A 14,094-nucleotide genomic window follows, 5' to 3' on the forward strand; every position below is an offset into this window, starting at 1 on the left:
TCTGCACGGTTCACTGCTATAATTCAATTAGTCTAAATAGGTTCGTAAACGTAGGAGTGAACAGGGATGAATCAAGAACAAAGATTGGCACGTCAAAAGAATATACGAAATTTTTCTATTATCGCCCATATCGACCACGGGAAATCGACGCTGGCTGATCGGATTTTGGAGAAAACAGAAACAGTAAGCTCACGAAAAATGAAATCACAAACATTGGATTCCATGGACTTGGAACGTGAGCGCGGCATCACGATTAAATTGAATGCCGTCCAATTGACATACAACGCTAAAGATGGAGAAGAATATACCTTTCATCTAATTGACACACCAGGACACGTCGACTTTACCTATGAGGTATCGAGAAGTTTGGCTGCCTGTGAAGGTGCAATCCTAGTAGTGGACTCCGCTCAAGGAATCGAAGCTCAGACATTGGCAAACGTCTATCTGGCACTCGACAATGACTTGGAAATTTTACCCGTTATTAATAAAATCGATCTTCCGGCTGCTGATCCAGAGCGTGTCAAACAAGAGATTGAAGATGTTATCGGACTTGATGCGTCTGAAGCAGTTCTTGCATCAGCAAAAGCTGGTATCGGTATCGAAGAGATCCTTGAGCAAATCGTCGAAAAAGTACCTGCACCACAAGGAGATCCTGATGCTCCATTGAAAGCGCTAATCTTTGACTCTCACTATGATCAATATAAAGGCGTCATCGTCAATATCCGGATTGTTGAAGGAAGAGTAAAGCCTGGCGATAAAATTCGGATGATGGCGACAGGGAAAGAATTTGAAGTCATTGAGACGGGTGTCTTTACGCCCACCATTTCCCCACGAGAAGAATTAACAGTTGGAGACGTCGGGTTTTTATCGGCGTCCATTAAAAATGTAGGGGATACACGCGTAGGGGACACGGTCACAATTGTTGACAATCCTGCAAGTGAGCCGTTGCCAGGTTATCGTCGGATGAATCCGATGGTTTTCTGCGGTCTTTATCCAATTGACACATCAAAATACAATGATTTACGTGAGGCTCTTGAAAAACTGGAGCTTAATGACTCTGCCCTCGAATATGAAGCGGAGACTTCACAAGCACTTGGATTCGGTTACCGCTGCGGTTTCCTAGGTTTACTGCATATGGAAATCATCCAGGAACGGATCGAGCGCGAATTTAAAATCGACTTGATCACGACGGCACCAAGTGTTATCTATAAAGTCAATTTGACAGATGGTTCTTCCATTAATGTAGATAACCCATCCATGATGCCGAGCGCACAAAAAGTCGACTTTGTAGAAGAGCCATACGTCAAAGCTTCCATTATGGTACCGAATGATTATGTAGGAGCTGTAATGGAATTATGCCAGCACAAGCGCGGCGACTTCATTACGATGGATTATATGGACAGCACTCGCGTCAATGTGATTTATGAGCTTCCATTGGCTGAGATTGTTTATGACTTTTTTGATCAATTAAAATCGAGCACGAAAGGTTATGCATCTCTTGACTACGAGCTAATCGGCTATAAACGTTCGAAACTCGTGAAAATGGATATCCTGTTGAACGGCGAACAAGTCGATGCTTTGAGTTTTATCGTCCATAATGATTTCAGTTATGAACGCGGCAAAGCAATCGTAGAAAAGTTGAAGTCCTTAATTCCAAGACAGCAATTTGAAGTGCCGGTACAGGCAGCGATTGGTCAAAAGATCGTTGCACGTTCGACAATCAAATCAATGGGTAAGAACGTCTTAGCTAAGTGTTACGGTGGAGATATTTCACGTAAACGTAAACTTCTTGAGAAACAAAAAGAAGGTAAGAAGAAGATGAAGCAAGTGGGCTCTGTAGAAGTTCCGCAAGAAGCATTCATGGCGGTACTGAAGATGGATGAGGATTAACTAGCGTAGGTATGCGATTTGTATATTGTGTGGGTTGTTAATATAAATGATTTGCCACCGTGTTGCCATCATATAAAAAATACGGTGGCAGTGCAAAATAGTGAAAACTGTGTTTCATTTTAAAGCTTGCATGAATTGTTCAAAGATATCAAGCGTTTCAGTTTGCATCTTTTGCGTTAAGTGTGAATAGGTGCCGATGGTAATGGCTGATCTACTATGACCGAGTCTTGCTTGGACAACTTTCACCTTTGCACTATTTTCCATGAGTATTGTTACATGGGTATGACGCAGTGTATGGAAGTTGAAATCAATACTTGGAGTATCTTGCATCTCCCGGGTATTATATTTAATGACACTAGCGTGATAATGTTACCACATTTTTTCACTCAGACATCTTTGATTTTGTATAATGGGCACCGTACTTGAGCTGATTTTTCTGAATCCAAGTGCGGTGTTTTTTTAATGTCTGGACGATTGTAGTGCTCAATGAAATCTGACGTTCAGATGATATCGTCTTAGTTGTGTCGAATACCCACTGACTGTTTTCGTTGATCATAGCTTGCTCTACATGTAATGACCTCTCGCTAACTCGATATGTCCCCGCAAGCCCACACTTCACTCACCTGCAAACCTGTATGCAGTCCAATATGGAAAGGAAAGTATAGCGGATGATCTTCTTTCAACTGCTCGCTAATCTTCTTTAAGTCCTCTATCGGTAAAATCTTTAATTCCTTCTCAGAACGCTTTCTTTCGTCATAAGATGGATTAGCATAGGATTTTTCTTTGTTTAAGCCCCATGGATGCACAGCGCGTCGTAGTGCGTGGTTAACGACATTTCCATAGATACTCAATGACTTTTTGGCATAACTTTCTCTATATAAATCATTCGCAAATTGTTGCAAGATAGCGTGAGTCAAAGACCGCAACCGAAACCGGAACTTTCCAATTGCCGACTTAATTTGAAAACGAATAGCCTTTTCAAAGTTCAGCTGCGTATTATCCTTAAGACTCACTTCTGTGTATCCTTTGAACCGGTAATCCATAAAGTCTGCAACGGTCATTGTAGTTGGCTCGAAATACATACCCGTGTTTTCATATTCTGTTATTGCTTGTCTCGACGCTTACTCTGCTTCTTTCTTGTCAGGCACTACCACGTGTTCAATCCTATGCCGTTTGCCATCCGCCATGCCCAAGTCAAAATAATAGAAACAGTTTTTACCTCTCTTACATAGTCATCCATGTATGATTTCCGCTTCCTTAAAATTATTCAAATAAACAAATGATTAAAATTTCATCCCCGCTTTCAATATTTGTAGGAACAGCAATACAAAGTGTTGGACGGGCGTGTCGGTTCACTGGAAGACACCATGCGGATTGATGGTTCACCAGGACAAAAGATTAACCGTAAAGGGAAACAAAAGGTCATGGAATGTTTACGCTGAAATCTCATGACAAACAGACCGCAAAGCGCGGTCTACACTCACCATTTGGTGTAATTACAGTCTCAGCAAGTAGGGCTATTAATAAACATAGTAAATTTTGGACAACAGGAGAAGAGCATGAGCAAAAATTCGATTTATGAAATCAACAACATGCGGGAGCAGTTGCCGTTAGAGGTGTTTCAAGACATACACCTACACATAGATGATTGGCGTGCTAGCGGCGGCAATCATGATGATCAGTATGTTTGGCAGCAGTTGAGATATCGGAAAATATAGTGGGGAGGAATCAGGATGAACAGTGAAGAGTTTTATATGAGGATGATACACATGAATGTACACCCAAGTCTTTTTAAAAAAATCATAGTTGTGCATGAGGAAACTACATCGAAACGTCAAGAGTTAGAGTTTCCTTCAAATATTGAAACGACAATAACCGATAGAGACATGTTGTTGATACAGATTGACCATGCGTTGGATTTGTGGGGACGCAGATCGTTTTATGCAGCTGACCAATGCGTTAAAAGGAACGGAGGTTTTGGTATGACAACTGAAACGAATGCGGCACGGTTGCAGGAGGTAGTGCGTTAGGTCGAATCGATACGGAAACTATCGTTAAATGACATGAGATGGCTCATCCAGCAAGCAGAACGATCGCAGGATGCGGAAATGCTAAATGAATCCCTGTCGGAAGAATCAAGAGGAAACTGTCAAGCGGCTTTAAATTATAAACGGGAAAACGCCTGTCTGCGGGAATTGGTAAAGATATTGAAACTACTTGCTACACATTGCGACGCTGATGGAAGAACGATACAACATAAGTGGTCAGCGTTAGGTATGAGCCATTCTACGTATTGTTAGAGGATGCGACAGTCAAGTGGAAGTGGAAAGTGAGCGAGCTGTTCCGTTTCCGGCAGATGTGGAATGCTGGCGCTGATAACAGTGAGCCGGCGAAGGAATTTAAGACGAATAAGCGCAGCATTGCGCTCGTTGTGATGGATCAGGCAGAGCGGGGCAAATTGAGCAGCGGCGGTTTGGGTTGTTTGGAAACTAAAAATCGGGGAGTGATTGGAATGGAAAATGTAAATGTGTATCAATTAGAAGTGCAAGCCGTTTATTGCATTATCGATGGAGTATTAAGACATAAAAAAGACAGGATTTCTCCCATCATGGCTGACATTATTATAACACACAAGGAGGGGTCCTTTGGGTGTTATTCAAGAAGATGTATACGTTAAGAGAGCAGGCAAGTTTGTAAAAGTGAAAAACGCGGTTTATCGAGTGATGGATAAGTTCATAGATGAGTCGGACAAGCCGGGAGAGGGATTCGGGAAGCAAATCTTCAACTGGCAGGATGATAAGCCGTTGTTTTATGAAGTTAGTTATACAAAAAGATTAAAATCAGTCCCTCGAATAGGGACTGACCTCACTTAATTATTCATGTCTTGTATACCAGGGCTGTGCTCATTAGGCATGTCAGGCATAAGTGGGACCGGGAAGCCAGCTGGTGGAAGGGTTACGTTAAGTTCTTCCTTATTTCTACTAGGAGACTGGCCTTGGAAAACTTCACCGATTCTAGTCGGGTCTAATCTGAAATTGAATTGTGCATTATGATAACCTAATTCAACATATTTTCTACATTCAGGATATTTATTAATATCGTAATTCGGGACTGGGAAAAGCTTGCCCCATTCAACGCCTAGAGTTTCCAACGCTTTAGCGAATGCATTTTGATGTGCATTATCTCTGACAATAAGAAACGCTAAAGTTTCACGGAAAGTTTTATTGGAGCTCATTTCATAAATTCGAGTTTTTTGTAAGACGCCAGTTGATTCCAATACTAGGTTATCAAGCAAATCACCAATCAAATTGCCGTGGCTATAAACCCAAGAACCGTTCCAAGGATTTCCTGCGGCGTCAACGGGAAGAGAAGCTTGAGCGCCCATGATGAAATGATGAGGATTTGCGTGTCTTACCGCATCTTCTAGTGGTGCATGATCTCTTCCGCTATTACCTGGTAAATCGGTATCACCAGAGCCATTTAGTAATTGATTGATTGTATTTTGCACAAGCTCAACATGAGCGATTTCTTCCAAAAATACACCGCGGAGTAAATCTCGATATTGTGTGTCTTTTCCGCGGAAATTAGAACTTTGAAAGAAGTACTGCATCATGGTTCTCATTTCTCCATAATGACCTCCTAGAATTTCCTGCAGCACCTTCGCAGCTGCAGGGTCTGGTTGATCGGGAGGAGTGATAGGGTTAATCAATTCTTCTTTGTAGTAATACAAATTTAGCACCTCATTTATTGTTTGTAATACTCAGTATCAGACAAAATGAAAAAAATATTCTTATTTTATAAAAGTCTACTGGAAAAACCGGGGACAACATTTGATTGCAGCATAGAGCTGCGTCATTTGTTGTCCTCTTTTTTTATTTCGCAAAAAGGGAGTGAGGTCATATGAAGTGCTGTTTCATTTAAAGAAATACCTGTCCTTTTCATAAAGCTATGTACATCAAGCTTGAATTGATAAGAGTAAACTTCCTTACTTTTCTTTCTTTCTAAATACTCCTTTAACACCATACTTCTCGTAAGACTTCCCCCAATTTCTAATTTGTGTATCAGCCTTCACGCCATATTTTCTGGCTAATGTCTTATATCTAGAATTACCATCAAGATATTCATGAATAATTATCATCTTAAATTCATTACTATACTTAGCCATAATAAAACACCCCAAAAGTTAGGTTTTGAAACTCTAACTTTTGGGGTGTACATCATATCCTTAATTGGACGGACCGCTTTTTTCCAATAATAGAGGCATCTTTATTGTTTAAAGCCGTCTTTATAAAAAGGAATAAAAGTAGTTAATTACTTTTTAATTATGTTGAGATGTTAATGTGCATCAGGGAATACTCGTTTCATTGCTTCTGAAAACTCATCAAAGAATCCTTCTACTGGCTCTCCCGCTCTAACTTTTTCCCTATAATCGGTCATTCTTTCGACGAAATCTGGATTAAGGGAAACGTAGACATTCTCGATAGCAGAATTAGAAGATCGGACTTTTTCTGCAACTTTATCCTCCAGCTCTTTTGTTGCTTCTTCCACTGCCTTATCCTTTAAGACAACAGCAACATAAGCGTTATGATCAGTAACCAGTACAGTGGCATTATCCACCTCTGTCAGTTCAGTGATTTTGTCTGCAGCTTCATCAGCAGTCTCTACCTTGGTCTCGTTAGTACTAGGGGAAGTAGCATCTTCGTCAACTGTATCATTTGATGTTTCATTCGTAGTAGTATTTTTTTCAACGGGAGTTGTGTTATCCTTTTTTGTTCCGCAACCCATCACGACCAGTGCAACCAAAAGAACAATCATTAAAAAACTTGTTTTTTTCATATACTTTCCTCCTTATAGCGTATTCACATCTAGTGTGTCCATATAGAAGATTTTTAATGTGTCTAATACCAATAAAAATCGTGACCCTTTAATAAGAGTCATGAAATCACTGCATGGATGCTTGAATAGATTTTTCCTCCTATTGCCATCCAGCCAAGCGAACAGCGAAAATTTTACTAAGCGACCCTAAGTAACTTTGTGTTAAAACAAACCTTGACAAACACGCATGGCTAAAACGTTTGTATAGTATCTCGCGATGCTGTATGATACAGTTTGTTAAGTCTAATCAGCAAGTAGCATTCATGGCGGTTCTGAAGATGGATGAAGATTAACTACGACTTTAAAGAGAGGGCAGAAGCGCCCTCTTTTTGACGTTTACATATTGAATTAAGATAGAAGGAAGTGACCGCATGCGGGGTGTGTATATCCATATACCGTTTTGCCAGCAAATTTGCCATTACTGTGATTTTAATAAAGTTTTCTTAAAGAATCAGCCTGTCGATCAATATATTGAATCGATCGGAAAAGAGTTTCAATTGATGAAGGAGGCAGGTCATTCATTTGAACAAGTGGAAACGGTCTTTTTAGGCGGGGGAACACCGACCGCCCTTTCTGTTCTGCAACTCGATCGATTGTTGACAATAGTCGGGCAGTACATTGATGTCCCGTCGTTGCGCGAATTTACGACAGAAGCAAATCCGGATGATCTATCCGAAGCACAACTCTTCATTTTAAAGGAGAAAGGGGTCAATCGTTTATCGATTGGCGTCCAGTCGTTTAATGAACGCTTATTAAAGCAAATCGGTCGAACGCATTCTGTCGAGGATGTGGAACGCGTGATTACTACTGCCCGATCCATTGGTTTCGAAAACATCAGCTTAGATTTAATGTATGGCTTGCCGAACCAAACAGTTTCGGAGTGGCAAGAAACGCTTGACCGGGCCCTAGCTCTCGACTTACCGCATTACTCTGCTTATTCCTTAATCGTCGAACCGAAAACTGTATTCTACAACCGAATGATCAAAGGAAAGTTGCCGTTGCCTGGAGTAGATACCGAAACAGAAATGTTTGAAATGGTCATTGACCGGATGAATGCAGCAAATAGACAACAGTACGAGATCAGTAATTTTGCCATTCCGGGCTATCCTTCGTTTCATAACTTGATTTATTGGGAAAACTCTCACTATGCAGGTATTGGTGCAGGCGCACATGGCTATTTAGGGACGAAACGTTATGCCAACGTAGGTCCGCTAAAACATTATATCGACCATTTGGAAGAGGGGATATTACCTCTTAAAGAAGTACATGAAGTTACAGCAGGCGAATCGATGGAAGAAGAAATGTTTTTAGGTCTGCGAAAAATCGAAGGTGTTTCCATGGAGCATTTCGCACGGAAATTCGGGCGGCCGATTCAAGAAGTATTTGGACAATCCATTGAAAAGTTGCAGCAGCAAGGCTTACTGCAAATGAAAGAGGATCGTCTCTGTCTGACGAAAAAAGGTGTCTTTCAAGGAAATACGGTATTTGAACAATTTTTACTTGAAGAGTGAGCTTGATTCATTGACAGGTAAAATGTAATTTGATAAATTATGAGTAGTATTAGCACTCGAAGTTAATGAGTGCTAACAGGAGTGATGATCATGTTGACAAACAGACAATTGCTCATACTACAATTGACGGTGAAAGATTTCATCGAGTCTGCTCAACCCGTAGGCTCTAGGCAACTGTCAAAGAAACCGGAGGCGCCGTTTAGTTCGGCCACTATCCGGAACGACATGGCGGACCTCGAGGATTTGGGGTTTCTTGAAAAGACTCACACTTCATCCGGAAGAGTGCCTTCTGAAAAAGGGTATCGATTCTTTGTGGATCATTTATTGCAGCCGCAAACTCTAGGCTTGGAAGACAGTCTGCAGCTGCGAACACTGTTTCAGGAAAAAGTAGGGGAATCTGAAGAGCTAATACGTAAGTCTGCAACGATTTTATCGGAGCTGACGAATTACACTTCGATTCTGCTGGGACCTGATACTTCGACGCACGCCGTCAAAAAGTTTTCAATTGTTCCTTTGGATCAAAAGAAGGCAGTCGCCATTATCGTTACAGATAATGGTCATGTGGAAAATCGGATCTTTGATGTTCCAGAAGGATTGACTGCTTCAGAAATTGAAAAGACGGTCAATATTTTAAATGAACGCCTAATAGGCACCTCGCTTGTACAGCTGCAGCAAAAGCTGTTACAGGAAGCAAAGCATGTTTTTGAACAACATATTCATCATGCCGAGAAACTCTTCAGCTCGCTGCAGCAAGCGGTTGCGGTAGAACCCGAAGAACGTCTTTATTTCGGTGGGAAAATGAATATGTGGAAGCAACCGGAATTCCATGACTTTCAAAAAATGAAGTCCTTCTTTGAGCTGATTGAAAAAGGCAATCCTGCCATGGCTATTTTTCAGAAGAACGAACAAGGGATTCAAGTTCGAATCGGTTCTGAGAACAAAGTGATCGACATGGAAGATTACAGTGTTATCACATCCACATACTCTGCAGGTGAGAATATGGAAGGTTCCATTGCAATTATCGGTCCGAAACGAATGGATTATGGAAGAGTGATCACGCTGCTCGATATTTTAAGCAGTGATTTATCTTCTGCACTTCATAGATTGACGATCGGACAAGACGCAGATAGGAGGCAAGACACGTGACTGAAAAAGAAGAACTCAATGAAAATGAACAACTTGAGAATGGTTCTGAAGAAGAACAAGATGCAGAACATACGACAGATCAGCCAGAAGAACAAGCTGAAGAAGTCACTGAAGAAGACGAACTAAAGAAAAAAATAGATGAATTGACAAAAGCCCTTGAGGAAGAAGAGGGTAAGAAATTGCGTGTATTGGCAGATATGGAAAACGTAAAAAGACGAGCTTCCCTCGACTATCAAGCGTTGCAGACCTATCGTGCACAAAATGTGATGGTCAATATTTTGCCTGTATTGGATAATTTCGAACGCGCTCTATCTGTTGAGGCAACAGAAACAGAAAGTCAGTCGATTTTGACGGGCATGGATATGGTCTACCGCTCATTGGTCGAAGCATTGAAATCCGAAGGTCTGGAAGAAATCGAAGCAATTGATCAGGAGTTTGATCCGAATTTCCATCAAGCAGTTATGACAGGAAATGATGAAGAGAAAGCTTCCGGCATTGTTTTGGAAGAACTTCAAAAAGGGTATAAGCTGAAAGAACGTGTGCTGCGTCCATCCATGGTCAAAGTAAACGAATAAAAACAGACAAAACTAACTTGCGAATAATTAGGAGGCAAATTGAACATGAGTAAAATTATTGGTATTGACTTAGGTACAACAAACTCAGTAGTAGCGGTATATGAAGGCGGAGAAGCGAAAGTTATCCCAAATCCTGAAGGTAACCGTACAACTCCTTCAGTCGTAGCATTCAAAAATGGAGAGCGCCAAGTAGGGGAAGTTGCAAAGCGCCAATCCATCACGAATCCGAATACGATCATGTCCGTGAAAAGACATATGGGAACGGACTTCAAAGTAAAAGTAGAAGATAATGAATATACACCTCAAGAAGTTTCAGCTATGATCCTTCAATATATGAAAGGTTATGCGGAAGACTATCTAGGTGAAAAAGTAACGAAAGCGGTAATTACCGTACCGGCTTACTTTAACGATGCACAGCGTCAAGCTACGAAAGATGCAGGCACAATCGCTGGTCTTGAAGTAGAACGTATCATCAACGAGCCGACAGCAGCGGCACTTGCATACGGTATGGATCAGACGGATGAAGACCAAACGATCCTTGTGTACGACTTAGGTGGCGGTACATTTGACGTTTCTATCCTAGAACTTGGTGACGGTGTATTCCAAGTACGTTCTACAGCGGGTGACAATAAGCTCGGCGGTGACGACTTCGACGACATCATCATCGATTATCTTGTACAAGAATTCCGTAAAGAAAATGCAATCGATCTATCAAAAGATAAAATGGCAATGCAGCGCTTGAAAGATGCAGCTGAGAAAGCGAAGAAAGATTTGTCGGGTGTAACTTCCACTCAGATTTCCTTGCCGTTCATCACTGCTGGAGAGGCTGGTCCACTTCACTTAGAAATCACGTTAACACGTGCTAAGTTCGATGAGTTGACAGCAGATTTAGTAGAGCGTTCAATGGTGCCGACTCGTCAGGCGCTTAAAGATGCTGAACTGTCTCCGTCTGAAATCGATCGTGTTATCCTAGTTGGTGGTTCTACTCGAATTCCAGCTGTACAAGAAGCGATCAAAAAAGCGACTGGGAAAGAGCCGTTTAAAGGCGTTAACCCGGATGAAGTCGTTGCAATGGGTGCAGCAGTTCAAGGTTCGATCTTGACAGGAGACGTAAAAGATGTTGTATTGCTTGACGTTACACCTCTTTCTCTAGGTATCGAAACAATGGGCTCGGTCTTCACGAAATTGATTGAGCGTAACACTACGATCCCGACTAGTAAGTCACAAGTGTTCTCCACTGCAGCGGATAATCAGCCAGCAGTAGACATTCATGTATTGCAAGGTGAGCGTCCAATGGCAACTGACAATAAAACGTTAGGTCGTTTCCAATTGACGGATATTCCACCGGCACCACGCGGTGTACCGCAAATCGAAGTAACATTCGACATCGATAAAAACGGTATCGTTAACGTAAAAGCGAAAGATCTAGGAACACAGAAAGAACAAAACATTACGATCCAATCCTCTTCAGGTCTCTCTGATGAAGAAATCGATCAAATGGTAAAAGACGCAGAAGCACACGCTGAAGATGATAAGAAGCGTAAAGAAGAAGCAGATTTGCGCAACGAAGCAGATCAGCTAGTCTTCATGGCTGAAAAGACACTAAAAGATCTTGAAGGCAAAGTAGATGAAGCTGAAGTGAAAAGCGCAGAAGAAGCATTAGAAGAGTTGAAAACTGCAAATGAATCTGGAGATCTTGATCAGATCCGCGAGAAGAAAGAAAAACTCGACGAATTGGTACAAGCGCTTTCCGTCAAGCTTTATGAACAAGCTGCAGCAGAAGCTCAAGCTGCTCAAGGTGATGGGCAACCAGGTGAAGCAGACGATAATGTAGTCGATGCAGATTTTGAAGAAGTAGACGACAAAGACACGAAATAATTGAATTGAAATAGATGTTGACGGAAAAGTCAAAGTCCGAAATTCCGGCTTTGACTTTTTCGTCTGTTATCATAACAAAAATCATTTCAACATGTTACAATGGACCACAGGTAAAATGCGATGAGGGGTGCAGTGAATGAGTAAACGAGATTATTACGACGTGTTGGGGGTCTCTAAGTCCGCCACAAAGGAAGAGATCCGCAAAGCGTATCGGAAGCTTTCCAAACAATACCATCCAGACTTGAACAAAGAAGCGGATGCTGAAGTGAAATTTAAGGAAGTAACGGAAGCATTTGAAGTGCTAAGCGATGAAAACAAACGTGCCAGCTATGACCAATATGGTCATGAAGGTCCGAGCCAAGGATTTGGCGGTTTTGGCGGCGGCGGTGCTGAAGGCTTCGGTTTCGAAGATATTTTCAGTACATTTTTTGGCGGCAGTGCGAGAAGAAGAGATCCAAACGCTCCTCAAAAAGGAAATGACCTTCAATATACGATGACAGTGGATTTCATGGATGCCATCTTCGGCAAAAAGACTGAAATCGAAATTCCACGTGAAGAAGTGTGTGACACATGCGACGGAACAGGTGCCAAAAAAGGTACAAGTGTCAAAACATGTACAGAATGTAATGGTTCCGGCGAAATTTCAGTGGCGCAAAATACTCCGTTTGGCCAAGTAGTGAACCGCAGAACATGCTCCACTTGTCAAGGAACAGGAAAGATCATTCCTGAAAAATGTGAAACATGTCACGGTAAAGGCCGAGTCACTAAAAAGAAGATTATTGAAGTTTCAATTCCGGCAGGAGTGGACCAAGGCCAGCGTTTACGCGTAGGAGGTCAAGGTGAGGCAGGAATTAACGGAGGACCTCCAGGAGATTTATATATCGTCTTTAACGTCCGTCCACACAAACGTTTTATCCGTGAGGAAGACGATATTATCCTAGAATTGTCCTTAACATTCCCGCAAGCTTCACTCGGCGATGAACTCGAAGTTCCAACCGTACATGGGAAAGTAAAGTTGAAAATCCCAGCTGGTACTCAAAACGGCACGACTTTCCGTTTGCGCGGTAAAGGGGTACCGAACGTACACGGACATGGAGTAGGGGATCAGCACGTCATCGTCAAAGTAATTACTCCGAAAAAGATGACAGAAAAACAAAAAGAGTTGCTGAGAGAATTTGCCTCAATTGAAGGCGAAACACCTGATGAATACTCCAGCTCATTCTTCGACAAAATCAAACGTACTTTCAAAGGCGAATGAAAGGATTGAAAAACTGTGAAATGGTCAGAAGTCTCCGTCCATACCACGCATGAAGCAACCGAAGCCGTGGCCAATATACTGCATGAAGCGGGAGCTAGTGGTGTCATCATAGAAGATTCCACAGAGCCGGATAAAGAACGGATAAACCAATACGGTGAACTCTATGCGCTGGATAAACAAGATTTTCCGGGTGAAGGTGTCATCATCAAAGCCTATTTGCCGGTTAATAGTTTCATCAATGAAACGGTTCAGGAATTAGAATTAGAAATCGAGGGGCTCCGTCAATTTTCTCTCGATCCAGGGCGCTTCACAATTGGAATTACAGAGGTCGACGAAGAAGATTGGGCAAACTCTTGGAAACAGTATTATCATCCGGTAAAAATCTCCAAGCGTTTTACAATTGTGCCTACTTGGGAAGACTATACACCGGTGGAAACGGATGAATTAATCATTGAACTTGATCCGGGGATGGCGTTTGGTACAGGAACTCATCCGACAACAGTTCTTTGCCTGCAGGCACTCGAGAAGTATTTGCTGCCTGATCAAAGTATTGTAGATGTCGGAACAGGCTCGGGCGTTCTGGCGATTGGTGCCGCTCTTCTCGGTGCGAAACATATTACTGCGCTGGATTTAGACGAAGTTGCTGTCCGGGCGGCGCAGGAAAATGTTTCATACAACCATGTGGATGATCGGATTACAGTTTTGGAAGCGAATTTGCTGGATGCGATAGAAGAGCCGCCTGACTTGATTATCGCGAATATACTTGCGGATGTCATCATGTCCTTTTCGAAAGATGCATTTAAGCTGATTAAGCCGGGCGGGCTATTCATCACATCTGGGATCATACTTCAGAAACGTGATGAAGTACGTGAAGATTTGATCGCGCAAGGTTTTGAAATTGTCGAGACGGTGCTCATGGAAGATTGGGTAGCAATTATTGCGCGCAAAGGGCGTGGATAAT

Annotated in this window: 16 protein-coding genes; 11 read left to right on the top strand and 5 right to left on the bottom strand. The window is 42.0% G+C overall.

From position 1 onward, the window contains the following. Nucleotides 1-66 precede the first annotated feature (66 nt). Nucleotides 67-1,890: a translation elongation factor 4 gene (gene lepA, locus B5D59_RS00810; protein ID WP_009496938.1), complete on the top strand. Its 1,824-nt coding sequence runs from the start codon at nucleotides 67-69 to the stop codon at nucleotides 1,888-1,890. Nucleotides 1,891-2,004: 114 nt separating this feature from the next. On the opposite strand, the gene B5D59_RS18670 is transcribed toward lepA, so the two are convergent. Both B5D59_RS18670 and B5D59_RS00820 read right to left on the bottom strand, forming a co-directional pair. After that, the gene (locus B5D59_RS18670) at nucleotides 2,005-2,220 is read right to left on the bottom strand and encodes a tyrosine-type recombinase/integrase (protein WP_009496937.1); all 216 of its coding nucleotides are present in this window, start codon (nucleotides 2,218-2,220) and stop codon (nucleotides 2,005-2,007) included. A gap of 254 nt (nucleotides 2,221-2,474) precedes the next feature. Continuing rightward, the gene (locus tag B5D59_RS00820) at nucleotides 2,475-2,903 is read right to left on the bottom strand and encodes a hypothetical protein (RefSeq protein ID WP_139365919.1); all 429 of its coding nucleotides are present in this window, start codon (nucleotides 2,901-2,903) and stop codon (nucleotides 2,475-2,477) included. A gap of 546 nt (nucleotides 2,904-3,449) precedes the next feature. Between B5D59_RS00820 and B5D59_RS18085 the strand changes: the two genes are divergently transcribed. The 4 genes from B5D59_RS18085 to B5D59_RS00835 all read left to right on the top strand — a co-directional run bounded on the left by B5D59_RS18085 (nucleotide 3,450) and on the right by B5D59_RS00835 (nucleotide 4,763). Beyond that, nucleotides 3,450-3,608 (top strand): DUF6877 family protein, encoded by a 159-nt coding sequence (locus B5D59_RS18085; protein ID WP_176132462.1) that lies wholly within the window; start codon nucleotides 3,450-3,452, stop codon nucleotides 3,606-3,608. Nucleotides 3,609-3,623: 15 nt separating this feature from the next. Continuing rightward, nucleotides 3,624-3,920, top strand: a complete 297-nt coding sequence (locus tag B5D59_RS00825; RefSeq protein WP_078816526.1) for a hypothetical protein — start codon at nucleotides 3,624-3,626, stop codon at nucleotides 3,918-3,920. Between the two features lie 299 nt (nucleotides 3,921-4,219). Next, nucleotides 4,220-4,567: a hypothetical protein gene (locus B5D59_RS00830; protein ID WP_139365921.1), complete on the top strand. Its 348-nt coding sequence runs from the start codon at nucleotides 4,220-4,222 to the stop codon at nucleotides 4,565-4,567. Next, nucleotides 4,536-4,763: a hypothetical protein gene (locus tag B5D59_RS00835; protein WP_009496931.1), complete on the top strand. Its 228-nt coding sequence runs from the start codon at nucleotides 4,536-4,538 to the stop codon at nucleotides 4,761-4,763. Before B5D59_RS00830 ends, B5D59_RS00835 begins: the two co-directional genes overlap by 32 nt. Here B5D59_RS00835 and B5D59_RS00840 read toward each other — a convergent pair. The 3 genes from B5D59_RS00840 to B5D59_RS00850 all read right to left on the bottom strand — a co-directional run bounded on the left by B5D59_RS00840 (nucleotide 4,760) and on the right by B5D59_RS00850 (nucleotide 6,726). Beyond that, nucleotides 4,760-5,620 (bottom strand): manganese catalase family protein, encoded by an 861-nt coding sequence (locus B5D59_RS00840; protein ID WP_040758135.1) that lies wholly within the window; start codon nucleotides 5,618-5,620, stop codon nucleotides 4,760-4,762. The two genes, B5D59_RS00835 and B5D59_RS00840, sit on opposite strands and share 4 nt — an antisense overlap. A gap of 255 nt (nucleotides 5,621-5,875) precedes the next feature. Then, on the bottom strand, nucleotides 5,876-6,055 hold the full coding sequence (locus B5D59_RS00845; RefSeq protein ID WP_009496927.1) for a transposase: 180 nt from the start codon (nucleotides 6,053-6,055) through the stop codon (nucleotides 5,876-5,878). A gap of 170 nt (nucleotides 6,056-6,225) precedes the next feature. After that, nucleotides 6,226-6,726, bottom strand: a complete 501-nt coding sequence (locus tag B5D59_RS00850) for a YhcN/YlaJ family sporulation lipoprotein (RefSeq protein WP_009496925.1) — start codon at nucleotides 6,724-6,726, stop codon at nucleotides 6,226-6,228. Between the two features lie 410 nt (nucleotides 6,727-7,136). Between B5D59_RS00850 and hemW the strand changes: the two genes are divergently transcribed. From hemW to prmA, 6 genes are all read left to right on the top strand, one after another. Then, nucleotides 7,137-8,276 (top strand): radical SAM family heme chaperone HemW, encoded by a 1,140-nt coding sequence (hemW, locus tag B5D59_RS00855; RefSeq protein WP_009496923.1) that lies wholly within the window; start codon nucleotides 7,137-7,139, stop codon nucleotides 8,274-8,276. Nucleotides 8,277-8,366: 90 nt separating this feature from the next. Beyond that, a complete protein-coding gene (gene hrcA / locus B5D59_RS00860; protein WP_050804625.1) occupies nucleotides 8,367-9,422 on the top strand; it encodes a heat-inducible transcriptional repressor HrcA in 1,056 nt (351 codons plus the stop codon). After that, nucleotides 9,419-9,997, top strand: a complete 579-nt coding sequence (gene grpE / locus B5D59_RS00865; protein ID WP_009496919.1) for a nucleotide exchange factor GrpE — start codon at nucleotides 9,419-9,421, stop codon at nucleotides 9,995-9,997. Before hrcA ends, grpE begins: the two co-directional genes overlap by 4 nt. Before the next feature lie 45 nt (nucleotides 9,998-10,042). After that, nucleotides 10,043-11,875, top strand: a complete 1,833-nt coding sequence (gene dnaK, locus B5D59_RS00870) for a molecular chaperone DnaK (RefSeq protein ID WP_009496917.1) — start codon at nucleotides 10,043-10,045, stop codon at nucleotides 11,873-11,875. Between the two features lie 136 nt (nucleotides 11,876-12,011). Continuing rightward, nucleotides 12,012-13,133: a molecular chaperone DnaJ gene (gene dnaJ / locus B5D59_RS00875; protein WP_009496915.1), complete on the top strand. Its 1,122-nt coding sequence runs from the start codon at nucleotides 12,012-12,014 to the stop codon at nucleotides 13,131-13,133. A gap of 15 nt (nucleotides 13,134-13,148) precedes the next feature. Further along, nucleotides 13,149-14,093: a 50S ribosomal protein L11 methyltransferase gene (gene prmA / locus B5D59_RS00880; RefSeq protein WP_009496913.1), complete on the top strand. Its 945-nt coding sequence runs from the start codon at nucleotides 13,149-13,151 to the stop codon at nucleotides 14,091-14,093. The last annotated feature ends 1 nt before the right edge of the window (nucleotide 14,094 follow it).

This window comes from Sporosarcina newyorkensis, from assembly GCF_900167515.1.
In the GTDB taxonomy this organism is placed as follows: domain Bacteria; phylum Bacillota; class Bacilli; order Bacillales_A; family Planococcaceae; genus Sporosarcina; species Sporosarcina newyorkensis.

Excerpts from the sequence above, each read along its gene's own strand:
- lepA (WP_009496938.1), top strand. The coding sequence starts at position 67 with ATGAATCAAGAACAAAGATTGGCACGTCAAAAGAATATACGAAATTTT.
- B5D59_RS18670 (WP_009496937.1), bottom strand. The coding sequence starts at position 2,220 with ATGCAAGATACTCCAAGTATTGATTTCAACTTCCATACACTGCGTCAT.
- B5D59_RS18085 (WP_176132462.1), top strand. The coding sequence starts at position 3,450 with ATGAGCAAAAATTCGATTTATGAAATCAACAACATGCGGGAGCAGTTG.
- B5D59_RS00825 (WP_078816526.1), top strand. The coding sequence starts at position 3,624 with ATGAACAGTGAAGAGTTTTATATGAGGATGATACACATGAATGTACAC.
- B5D59_RS00845 (WP_009496927.1), bottom strand. The coding sequence starts at position 6,055 with ATGGCTAAGTATAGTAATGAATTTAAGATGATAATTATTCATGAATAT.
- B5D59_RS00850 (WP_009496925.1), bottom strand. The coding sequence starts at position 6,726 with ATGAAAAAAACAAGTTTTTTAATGATTGTTCTTTTGGTTGCACTGGTC.
- hemW (WP_009496923.1), top strand. The coding sequence starts at position 7,137 with ATGCGGGGTGTGTATATCCATATACCGTTTTGCCAGCAAATTTGCCAT.
- hrcA (WP_050804625.1), top strand. The coding sequence starts at position 8,367 with ATGTTGACAAACAGACAATTGCTCATACTACAATTGACGGTGAAAGAT.
- dnaK (WP_009496917.1), top strand. The coding sequence starts at position 10,043 with ATGAGTAAAATTATTGGTATTGACTTAGGTACAACAAACTCAGTAGTA.
- dnaJ (WP_009496915.1), top strand. The coding sequence starts at position 12,012 with ATGAGTAAACGAGATTATTACGACGTGTTGGGGGTCTCTAAGTCCGCC.